Source organism: Mesorhizobium sp. M7A.F.Ca.MR.176.00.0.0 (assembly GCF_004023165.1).
Lineage (GTDB): Bacteria > Pseudomonadota > Alphaproteobacteria > Rhizobiales > Rhizobiaceae > Mesorhizobium.
Window position 1 is genome coordinate 1 of the sequence record NZ_RZTC01000038.1, and the last position, 11,191, is coordinate 11,191.

General features: G+C 57.6%; 8 protein-coding genes and 1 pseudogene. 7 read left to right on the top strand and 2 right to left on the bottom strand.

From position 1 onward, the window contains the following. Nucleotides 1-40: 40 nt before the first annotated feature. Together EOB59_RS14885 and EOB59_RS14895 are read left to right on the top strand one after the other, a co-directional pair. Nucleotides 41-1,420, top strand: coding sequence for a pitrilysin family protein (locus tag EOB59_RS14885; RefSeq protein ID WP_245486635.1), 1,380 nt, complete (start codon nt 41-43; stop codon nt 1,418-1,420). Nucleotides 1,421-1,693: 273 nt separating this feature from the next. Continuing rightward, nucleotides 1,694-2,563 carry a patatin-like phospholipase family protein gene (locus EOB59_RS14895; protein ID WP_128288663.1) on the top strand — a complete coding sequence of 290 codons (870 nt, stop codon included), beginning with the start codon at nt 1,694-1,696 and terminating at the stop codon, nt 2,561-2,563. Between the two features lie 42 nt (nt 2,564-2,605). Here the strand turns inward: EOB59_RS14895 and EOB59_RS14900 are convergent, their stop codons facing one another. Beyond that, the gene (locus EOB59_RS14900) at nt 2,606-3,148 is read right to left on the bottom strand and encodes a dihydrofolate reductase family protein (RefSeq protein WP_128288664.1); all 543 of its coding nucleotides are present in this window, start codon (nt 3,146-3,148) and stop codon (nt 2,606-2,608) included. A gap of 533 nt (nt 3,149-3,681) precedes the next feature. Between EOB59_RS14900 and EOB59_RS14910 the strand changes: the two genes are divergently transcribed. From EOB59_RS14910 to EOB59_RS14920, 3 genes are all read left to right on the top strand, one after another. Beyond that, entirely contained in the window at nt 3,682-4,194 is a 513-nt protein-coding gene (locus EOB59_RS14910) for a hypothetical protein (RefSeq protein ID WP_128288665.1), read from the top strand. Nucleotides 4,195-4,578: 384 nt separating this feature from the next. Then, nucleotides 4,579-5,883: a hypothetical protein gene (locus EOB59_RS14915; protein WP_128288666.1), complete on the top strand. Its 1,305-nt coding sequence runs from the start codon at nt 4,579-4,581 to the stop codon at nt 5,881-5,883. Between the two features lie 41 nt (nt 5,884-5,924). Further along, nucleotides 5,925-8,192 (top strand): ATP-binding protein, encoded by a 2,268-nt coding sequence (locus EOB59_RS14920; RefSeq protein ID WP_128288667.1) that lies wholly within the window; start codon nt 5,925-5,927, stop codon nt 8,190-8,192. A 151-nt stretch (nt 8,193-8,343) separates the two neighbouring features. On the opposite strand, the gene efp is transcribed toward EOB59_RS14920, so the two are convergent. Beyond that, nucleotides 8,344-8,913, bottom strand: coding sequence for an elongation factor P (efp, locus tag EOB59_RS14925; RefSeq protein ID WP_027038615.1), 570 nt, complete (start codon nt 8,911-8,913; stop codon nt 8,344-8,346). 117 nt (nt 8,914-9,030) lie between these two features. On the opposite strand from efp, the pseudogene epmA reads away from it, so the two are divergent. Together epmA and EOB59_RS14935 are read left to right on the top strand one after the other, a co-directional pair. Continuing rightward, a pseudogene (gene epmA, locus EOB59_RS14930) lies at nt 9,031-10,072 on the top strand (EF-P lysine aminoacylase EpmA). A 113-nt stretch (nt 10,073-10,185) separates the two neighbouring features. Further along, nucleotides 10,186-11,191, top strand: a 1,006-nt coding sequence (locus EOB59_RS14935; RefSeq protein ID WP_245486631.1) for an FAD-dependent oxidoreductase, incomplete at its 3' end; no start/stop codon positions are given.

The window sequence follows — 11,191 nt, forward strand, 5'->3', positions numbered from 1 at the left end:
TCTCCCCGTCACTATACGGGGAGAAGTGCCCGGCAGGGCGATGAGGGGCGGCGCCGACTTCGACAATTGTTCGTTTGGAACGACCACCCCGAGCCGCGCCATCGCCCCGCTGATCACTTTACTTCTCTCCATCCTCTTCCTCATCCTGCCGGCACTCACCGCGCGGGCCATGGACATCCAGTCCGTCACCTCGCCAAAGGGCATCACCGCCTGGCTGGTCGAGGACTATTCCGTGCCGGTTGTCGCCATCCGCTTCGTCTTCGGCGGCGGCTCGACGCAGGATCCTGTCGGCAAGGAAGGGCTGGCCAATCTGATGACCGGCCTGTTCGACGAAGGCGCCGGCCCGCTCGACAGCGAAGACTTCCAGATCAAGCTCGACGATGCCGGCGCCGAGATGAGCTTCGACGAGAGCCGCGACGGCATCTACGGCTCGATGCGCATGCTGGCCGAGCAGCGCGACCAGGCCTTCGACCTGTTGCGGCTGGCGGTCAACGAGCCGCGCTTCGACCAGCTGCCGATCGACCGCATCCGCGCCCAGATCCTGTCCGGCATCATCGCCGGCGAAAACGATCCCGACACGGTGGCGCAGAACAAATGGGCGCGAGCGCTTTATGGCGATCATCCCTATTCCCGCTCCGACCAGGGCACCAAGGAAAGCATCGCCACCATCACGCGCGATGATCTCAAAGCCCTGCACAAAGCGGTGTTCGCTCGCGGCGGCCTGCGTGTCGCCGTGGTCGGCGCCATCGACGCGGAGACGCTGAAGAAGAAGCTCGACATGGTGTTTGGCGACCTGCCGCAAAACCAGGCGCTGAGGCCGGTGGCCGATATCGACCCGAAGCTGGCGCAGCATATCGAGGTCGACTACGACCTGCCGCAGACCTCCCTGCAGCTCGCTTTTCCCGGCGTGAAGCGCAAGGCGGCGGATTTCTTCCCCGCCGTGCTGATGAACGAGATTCTTGGCGGCGGCACCTTCACCTCGCGCCTGTTCCAGGAGGTGCGCGAGAAGCGCGGGCTGGCCTACAGCGTCAACTCCTCGCTCATCAACCAGGACCACGCCAGCGCGCTGATCGTCAGCACCGGCACCCGCTCCGACCGCGCGTCCGAAACGCTGGGCATCATCCGCGATGTGGTCAAGCGACTGGCCGAAGAAGGCCCGACCGAAGCGGAACTGGCGGCCACCAAGAAATACATGATCGGCGCCTACGCCATCAACAATCTGGACTCGTCCAGCGCCATCGCCTCGACGCTGGTCGAACTGCAGCTCGACGATCTCGGCATCGACTACATGCAGCGCCGCGCCGGCTACATCAACGCGGTGACGCTCGATCAGGTCAAGGCGGCGGCGAAGAAGCTGCTGACCGCCGAGCCGACCATCATGGTCATCGGCCCGAAGCTGGCAGGAGCCGGCAAGGGATGAGAGCGGGCACGCATTTCTCTTTTCCGGACGCCGGCGCCGCCCCTCATCGCCCTGCCGGGCACTTCTCCCCGTATAGTAACGGGGAGAAGGTGGTTGGCCGCAACCTCGGCCCCCACCTGGCAACCTTGGTGATTGGCGAAATCGGCGATGGCAGCACCCTTCTCCCCGTCACTATACGGGGAGAGGATGCCGGCAGGCAGGTGAGGGGCGGCGCCAACTTCAACAATTGGCGGTCTCCATCGCCGGCCAGAAACGAGGCTGGAGCCGCGCACCATGGCGCCTAGCTTCGGCATCGCCTTCGGCGGCGGCGGCGCGCGCGGGCTGGCGCATATCCATGTCATCGAGGCGCTGGACGAACTGGGCATCAAGCCGGTGGCGATTGCCGGCTCGTCGATCGGCGCCATCATGGGCGCCGGCATGGCATCGGGCATGACCGGCAAGGACATCCACGACTATGCCCGCTCGATCCTCGGCCGCCGCGCCCAAGTGGCGAGCCGCATGTGGCGGGCGCGGCCGGGCACCATCGCCGAAGCCATGCAGGGCGGCATCCGCGTCAGCCAGTTCAATGTCGAGCGCATCCTGAAGGCCTTTCTGCCCGACGCTATCCCCGAAACCTTTGCCGAGTTGAAAATCCCGCTCAAGGTGACGGCGACCGACTATTTCGGCCACAAGCTCGCGGTCTTCGAAGACGGCGACCTGCACTCGGCGCTGGCGGCCTCGGCCGCCATCCCCGCCGTGTTCCGGCCGGTGACGCGCGACGGCAGGCTGCTGATCGACGGCGGCATCTACAACCCCGTGCCGTTCGACCTGATCGAAAACGACGCCGACATCATCATCGGCGTCGACGTGGTCGGCGCACCGGAAGAGGCCGACCGCAAACAGCCGACCTCCGTCGACCTGATGTTCGGCGCCACGCAATTGATGATGCAGTCGATCATCGCCAACAAGCTGAAACAATGCCGCCCGGACATCCTGGTCCGCCCGGCAGTGTCGAGATACCGCGTGCTCGATTTCCTGAAGATCGACGCCTTGATGAACGAGACGGTGGATATCAAGGACGAGCTGAAGCGGCAGGTGGAGAGGGTGGTTGAGGCGAGGAATAGCGCCGCCATCAAGAGGAGGCGGGGGAAACAGGTCGGGTGAGGTGCATCGTCCTCCCACCTGGAAGGAGAGAGCCCAACCGACCTACGATTTCGCCGTCACCGGTGCATACTCTAGCGCCACCACGCCGTTGCTAAATGGTTTTGCGGAAATCAGTTCGAGCGACACGGCCGCGCCGCCTGGGAAAAGCGGCTTGCCCTGGCCAACCGCGCCCGGATAGCTGAGCAGCCTGAAGCGGTCGACCAGGCCGTGGCGCAGCAATTCCTGCGCGACGCTGAGGCTGCCATGCACGTAGATGTTGCCGCCGCTGCCTTGCTTCAGCGTCCTGACCGCTTCCGGCAACGGTCCCTTCAGCAATTCGGCCGGCTTCCAGTCGAGCGCCTTCAGGCTGTTTGACGCGACATATTTCGGCAACGCGTTGAACCGGTCGGCAAAATCTCCGGTTTCCGTTGGCCAGGAGCCGGCAAAGATCTCATAGGTCGCGCGCCCCAAAAGCATGGCGCCGCTGTCGGCAAGCTCGTCCTCCTTGAACCTGTTCATCTCGTCGTTCCAGGTCACGCTGGGCAGCTTCTCGACCTCAGCAATGCCATCGACGCTGATGAATTCGGTTACTATAAGTTTTCGCATAGCGCTCTCCCTTTCCGTCAAAGGACGAACCGCGTGGGCGCTTTGCGACACGCTTCATGAAAAATATCGCGACGCCTTGTCGTCTTCGGTTAGTGATCGAGACACGCATGACCTCAGCCGGCCTGACGGCGCACCCCGACATATTGATCCGCCCGGGGGTGTCGAAGTACCGCGTGCTCGACTTCCTGAAATCGGCGCGCTGATGAACGAGACAGTGGATACCAGGACGAGCTGAAGCGGCAGGTGGAGAAGGCGGTTGAGGCGAGGGCGGGAAGGGGAAACGACGGAAGCGGGTGGCTGGGTGAGGGTGGTGGCGTGCCGCTGAGGCGTGACGCCTACTCCGCTTGCTGAACCGGCTTAAGCGAGCAAAATGCGACCCATAGAACGGTCGCATTTGACCTGGTGCGGATATAGGCGAGTTCACGGATGAATGGCGGCTATGCACCTCATTCCGTGCCACCTAGCCTAAGCGATTGCGTTCTTGCAATATCTCGGGACAAGCTCCAGAGCCAGTTTACATCAATGGATCTCTAATGAGTGCGCGCTTATCGACTGCCATTAGGATCGGGGAAGCCGCAAAGGCGATCTTTCGAAAAACTCAGAGCTTTCCAAGTCGAGAATTCGGAGAGCATGCAGACCTGAGCGAACGCGAACACGTCGGTGTTGAACCGATGCTTTTGGCGCTTTCGATGGAGCTAGCACTCAAAGCGTGGTTCGTCTTCGACCACGACGATCCAAGAGTTGCCAAATCGCACAATTTGATGAAGCTGTTTGATCGCCTAAAGCCCGAAAGCCAAGAGAAACTCGACGCTGAGTTCAAAAGGTCAGTGCTCCCGTATCATCCCAACGGTTTCTACATGGACTACAGCATTCGCCACATTCTGCATCAACACCAAGATGCCTTTACCGACTGGCGCTACCTTCACGAGGCGAAGAAATCGATGATGTTCGATCAGGGTGCTTTTGAGGCAACGCTCGAAATGGTGCTCCGTGAGTTCGAGAAAAGATATCGCGTTGAGCGGGTGAAGCCGCTTTGGCCATCCTGAATGCAGTCCGGATCGGGGGGGGCCGATGCGGCATTGAAGGCTCGTTTCGAGCGGTAGCTTCGGGCAGGAGCTTTCCGTGCCGGAGCGAAAGGCTAACGACCGCAGCGAGGGGAGTTACGGCTGGGCGGTAACGCGCCCAATGTCGGACGTTCGACTGCCAATAGACCTATCCCATGAGCCGTCATTCGACGGATCGTAGAAGGGGCGTTTTGGTCCCAGCGTCAACGCCGAAGCGATCTAGGCAAGTCAGCGCTTCTAACTTGTCACGACGGAGACCAGTATACGCAAAATACGTATCCTGGAATTCTGTGCGCTACAGCCGATTCTTGTTTGAAGCCGCCAACGAATTTGGTACAAAGTAAGAACATCTGAATCTGGAGTCCGGTGGCCAATTTGACCTTTTTTTCAAAGCTATGGCTCCGTTTAGTCGACCATGACGCAGGCGCCCCACCCCCCAGGTATGTCGATCTTGCACCGACCGACAAAGCAGATAGGTCCGGCATCTATTCGGATGCTCTAACCTATGCAACCAACAATCCGAATGTATCGAATATTGCGCTGACCGGACCATACGGCTCAGGAAAAAGCAGCATCATAAAAACATTCCTGACCAAATACGAAAGGCCGGTCCTCCAAATATCTCTTGCGGCCTTCTTGCCTGAAGCTGACGGATCGGTCTCAACAACTGAGGTCAGGTATCCCCAACGAGCCACTGTTAGCAAGCAGGAAATTGAACGAAGCATCCTGCAACAGATGCTCTACGGCGCAGATGCCAATAACCTACCCCTGTCACGGTTTAAGAGAATTCAGTCGCCACAATGGTCGTCCTGGCTCATTTCCTTATTCATTATGGTTGGCTTGATCGCCTGCTGGCACTTACTGCAGAACAGCACAGAAATAACAAGTGGAGCTTTTTTCAAACCTAGAGATTATACTAACTGGTTTAACTTCATTAGTTTTTCAGTAGGGTTCTTGTTTGTGTGGCAATTATTGCATTACATATATGTAAAGAGCTTAGGCGTGTCTCTGAAGAGTATATCTCTACGGGATATCGAGATCGCTCCGGAGACCGCAGCAGAAGAGTCAATTTTGAATCGGCACTTGGATGAAATTATCTATTTCTTCCAATCAACCAAGTATGACCTCGTAATCATTGAGGATTTAGATAGGTTTAATAATCCAGACGTCTTTGTAACCTTGCGCGAAATAAACAGTCTCATAAACGCCAATGCAGGCGTGAAGCGGCAGATACGTTTCCTCTATGCGCTTCGAGACAACATGTTCGTGAACACGGATCGGACAAAATTCTTCGAATTTATCGTTCCGGTGATCCCGATTATAAATAGCTCTAACTCGATCGACAAAGTTATTGAACAAGGGGAGCGTTTGTCCCTAGACAAACGGCTTGATCGTCAGTTTCTGCGCGAGGTGTCGCGCTACCTTAATGATCTGCGGTTGATACAAAATATCTTCAATGAGTACGCTGTTTACGTCGCAAATCTGGAGACGGATGGCGAGAACATTCTCGATGCGAACAAGCTGCTCGCTATCCTGATTTACAAGAATGTACTCCCCAGCGATTTTGAAGACTGCACCGCGAAAAAGGGAAGGTCGCAGGTATACTCCATAAGCATGATGATTATGTCGCGAATTCGGAGATCAATTATAAAAATAAGATATCTGAATTAGAGCGTGATATTAGCAATGCTGAAAAGCAACTGCCCACAGATTTGGAAGAACTCCGCAAGATTTATGCACTGACGTTGCTCACGAAAGCGCCATTGGGTTACACCTTGATCGAATTCAATGGTGCGCGGAACGACGCAATACAGACTATTGGAAATCATCAACAATTCGACGAACTCATTGAGGCGGCAGAGATCGTATTTCGTTCGCCGCAGGGTCACGCGCAGAGGATCAACATCAGCGGTTTGCAAAAAGAGGTCAATTCTGAAAAAACCTACCAAGAACGGAAAGCAGAGCTCCATCACAAGTCCGGCGAAGCCAAGGACGCGGCTGCACTAGCCGTTCGAGATCTCAGGGTGAAAATTTCGACGCTGCGTACGACAAAATTCAACGAGATCATTCGGAACGACGCGAAAGGCACGCGAGAGCTGTTCGAGGCTTTTGGTGAGAACAAAGAGCTGGTGAAGTTTTTAGTTCTTGAGGGATTTCTCGACGACAGCTATTATCAATACACATCTTTATTCCATTCGGGGCGTCTATCCCCAAATGACAACAAGTACTTGATTCAGATACGGAGCTTCAACAATCCGGCACCAGATTTTCAGATCGATAATCCCAAAGAAGTTATTGCGGGAATGCGCGAAGACGATTTCCGTCAGTCTTTCGCGCTCAACAAAGCTCTGGTTGACTGCATGTTCAGCGACCCACGCGAATATGGCTCGCAGATCGAGAAGTTGATTGGCTACATATCTTCAAATTTTTCCGCGTGTGGTACATTCTTTTCAATCTATTATGAAAGAGGAAAGCGCGTCACCGAACTGACATCTGCTCTAGCCAGCAGGTGGCCAGGATTCGTGTCTACCGCGATTTCGTCTCCTGATAGCGCTAGCCATATTGCACGGATGATTGCGCATCTGCCGGAGAGGGATATTTCATCTCTGCATCAGAAGGCTGCTGGAATCTCCGAGAATATCGCCATCAACCTGTCCAAAATCTTGGCTTTGGGGATCGATTTTGAACCTAGTCGATTGGCGCTACTTAAATTTGAGTTGAAAGATCTCAGGAGCATAAGGGATTACCCGGCCATAGCCCGGCTGATAGCCGAAGAAGGGCAATACGAACTTTCTATTGAGAACTTGGAGTTCGTGTTTCGAGATGTGTACGGTTTGACCGCTATGCGCGACCTGCAAGTCAAGCATTATACAACTGTCTTGAGAACTGAGAATCTATCCCTGGTCGACAAGATTAAAAGTGATTTCGATCTCTATCTCAGGGACATTCTTCTCCAATCAGACACCAATACCGAAGAAGAGGTGTGGGCGATCATTGAAGTGATCAGCCATGATGCAATCGATGGAAAATATCTTGAGCAGTTCATCTCAAAGCAATCCGCAAAACTTCCCTCACTCGTTCAAGTTCCTGCACGCCTACATTCGATGATGTTTCGCCACCGAAAGATGGAAGCTTCATGGGAGAATTGCTTGGCATATTTGGCCAGCGAGAATTTTGATCCGATGACACTCACAGCCTATTTGGATCACGACGAATCCCTGTCCATTCTTTCTTCAACCGCTGTGGCGGATCAGGAGTCTGCCCTGCCATTGCGCCAGTTCCTGCTAAAGAATAGTGACTTTAGAGATAGTGCCTACAGGGCCTATATCCGAGCTCTTCCAAAGCAATTCAAGCAGTTCCCAGGTGGAGTCAGCTTGGAAAAGTTGCAAATATTGATTGAAGAGAGGACCATAACGTTTGCAGAAGACAGCTTTGCGTTCTTAGATGGAAAGGAAAATCTACGAGTTGTTTATGTCGCGAACAACATTGATCGTTACCTGGCTGATAAAGCGAAGTTTACGTTGGACGACGATTTTCGTCAGAATCTTTTGAGTTCAAAAATTAGTGACGATCGAAAGCTAAAGATCATTGCCGATATGGATTTGACGTCATTGGCCAGTTTGCCAGATCGCGCGTCGGTTATCGGACAGATATTCCACCGTGCCGGTGCAGATTTGGGTGGCTTGAGTGCGGAAGTGGCTCAAGCTCTAATTATACATTCTAAGCCAATTGCGACTCAGATTTCGCTGTTTAACAGATGCCAAAAGACGTTGTCAGACGAAGAGGTATGGGCAACGCTCAATCAATTGCCTAAGCCATTTTCGGAGATTGAGCCAGGTTGGAAGCAACCAACGATACCGACAACGCCCGAAAATCTTGAGCTTGTAGAATGGTTGGAATCGCGCTTCATTATTTCTTCTTCCAAGCGGACGTTCTTTACAGACGAAATTCGTATCTACAACCGTAGAAAGAAGGGCTAGAGGTCGACAGGGTAGGCGACACCCTTTCCGATGTGCAACCCATTAGGTGCCTGTCCGCTTCCGGCCCCATTCGGCGTATGGCGCGAAGCTATCGCTGAGGAATAACCGCCTTCGCCCGCTTCACCCCTGAAGGCAAAAGATCCCGGCACCCTCAGTCCTTCGCCCGCTCCACATAGGCCCCATCGGCGGTCATCACCACAACGCGGGTCCCCGGCGCGATGTGCGGCGGCACCAGGGTGCGCACGCCGTTGGACAGCACGGCCGGCTTGTAGGATGACGAGGCCGTCTGGCCCTTGGTCGTCGGCTCGGTTTCCACCACTTCGAAGGTGGCGCGCTGCGGCAGCACCAGGGAAATGGCAATGCCGTTGAACTGCGACACCTGCACGGCCATGCCTTCCAGCAGGTAAGGCGCCATGTCGCCGACCACGGCTTCGGATACCGCGACCTGATCGTAGCTTTCCGGGTTCATGAAATGAAAGCCTTCGCCATCACGGTACAGGAAGGTGTGTTCGCGCTCTTCCACATAGGCGCGCTCAACCTGCTCGGTGGTGCGGTAGCGCTCCGAAACCTTCACCCCGTCGCCGATGCGGCGCATGTCGAGCTGCGTTACCGGCGTGCCCTTGCCTGGGTGGATGTTTTCGGCAAAGAGGATCACATAAAGCTTGCCGTCCTTGTCGACGACGTTGCCTTTGCGGAGCGAACTGGCGATGACTTTCACCACGGTTTTAAATCCTGCAAGAAGAGTTGACTGGCGTTTGCCGGCTTGTGCGGCGCTGGATGGGGGCCTAGCGCATCTTGGCCGCCGCCGCCAGCCCCATTCCACCATGATCCGAGCCGCATGATCGAAGCTTCGCCCTGGTGGACGCCTGACGTTCATGCCGACCGCCGCCCGCGGCTGATGCTGCGCAACGGCATCGCCGCCAGCCTGCGCGACTGGTTCGCTGCCCATGATTTTCGTCGAGGTGGAAACGGCAGCCCTGCAGGTCTCACCCGGCAACGAGGCGCATCTGGCGGCTTTCGCCACGGAAGCGGTCGGGCCTGACGGCGCAAGGGCGCCGCTCTATCTCCACACCTCGCCGGAGTTTGCCTGCAAGAAGCTGCTCGCCGCCGGTGAAATCAGGATTTTCAGCTTCGGCCCGGTCTACCGCAACCGCGAGCGCGGCCCCTTGCACCATCCCGAATTCACCATGCTCGAATGGTATCGCGTGGGCGAAGCCTATGAGAGCCTGATGCAGGATTGCGCGGCCTTCCTGGCGCTGGCCGCGACAAGGGCAGGGGCTACTCTTTTCTCGTTTCGTGGCCGCGACTGCGATCCGTTCGCCGAGCCGGAACGGCTGACGGTGGCAGATGCCTTCTCTCGCCATGCCGGCATCGATCTGCTGGCCACGGTCGCCGCCGACGGCAGCACCGATCGCGACTCGCTGTACGCCGCCTTGATCCGGGCCGGCATGCGTACCGCGCCCGACGACAGCTGGGCCGACCTGTTCAGCCGGGTGATGGTGGAAAAGATCGAGCCGTTGCTCGGGCAGGGACGAACGACCATCCTGTGCGAATATCCGGTGGCCGAGGCGGCACTGGCGCGGCCGAGCCCACGCGACCCACGCGTGGCGGAGCGCTTCGAGCTGTATTGCTGCGGCGTCGAACTCGCCAACGGCTTTGGCGAACTGACCGACGCCAAGGAGCAGCGCCGGCGCTTCATCATCGAGATGGATGAGAAACAGCGCATCTATGGCGAGCGCTATCCGCTCGACGAGGATTTCCTCGCCGCGCTTGCCATCATGCCGCCGGCCAGCGGCATCGCGCTCGGCTTCGACCGGCTGGCGATGCTGGCCACCGGCGCGCAAAAAATCGAGGACGTGATCTGGACGCCTGTTGCCTGAGGCGCGGAAAGATCTGGCCTATTCGATTCCAGGGATCAAGACTGGACCGTGACCCCGAACCAAGAGACCACATGATCGGTACTGGATTTCACGGTCAATCGGAAAGATCTACAGTGGCTGCTTCTGAAACGGTCGAAATCGCCATTGTCGGCGCCGGAGTTGTCGGGCTGGCGACGGCACTTCGCCTTGTCGCGGACGGCCGCGAAGTCCTGCTCATCGATCCGAACGAGCCGGGCTCCGGCGCGTCATCAGGCAATGCCGGAACGATCGCCGAATATGCCTGCATGCCGGTCGGCACTCCTGCGGTGCTGCGGGCGTTGCCAAAGCTGCTGCTTGATCCCGACAGCCCGTTTTCGCTGCGCTGGCCGGCGCTGCTGCAGCTGGCGCCATGGCTCGTTCGGTTCATGCGGCAATCGCTGCCGGCGGCCACCCGGGCCAATGCGCTGGCGCTCGCCGGACTGCTGGCCGACGCCCTCCCGGCCTGGGAAGACATGGCCGGGGAGGCCGGGCTGGAGGACCAGCTGCGCCGCAATGGCTGTCTTTACCTCTATCGCCGCGAGAGCGATTTTGCCGCTGGCGCCAGCGGCCGGGCAATGCGCGCTGGGTTTGGCATCCACCAAGAGGTGCTGACTCCCGAACAGGTGGCGGCGCTTGAGCCGGGCCTGCCGGCGACAGCAGCGCATGGCGTGTATTTTCCCGACTCGATCAATGTCACCGATCCGGCAATGGTGATGCGGCGGTTGCTGGGCGCGGTGAGTGCCCGTGGTGCATCGGTGAAGCAGGCTGAGATCACCGGGCTGCAGGTCGAGGCTGACGGTGTCCAGCTCAGCGGACCCGGCGTTCGCATCAAGGCTGGCACGGTGGTGATCGCCGCCGGTGCACGGTCGCGCGCACTGGCCGCGCAGGCCGGCGACAGGATTCCGCTAGAGACCGAGCGCGGCTACCATCTGGAATTCCAGACCGACGCGCCGCTGCTCAACCGACCTGTCTGTCCCGTCGATCTTGGATTCTACCTGACGCCGATGGCTGGCCGCTTGCGGGTCGCCGGCACCGTCGAACTCGGCGGCCTGGTCGCGCCGCCAAATCCGCGCCGGCTGGCGCTGCTTGACCGTGGCGCGC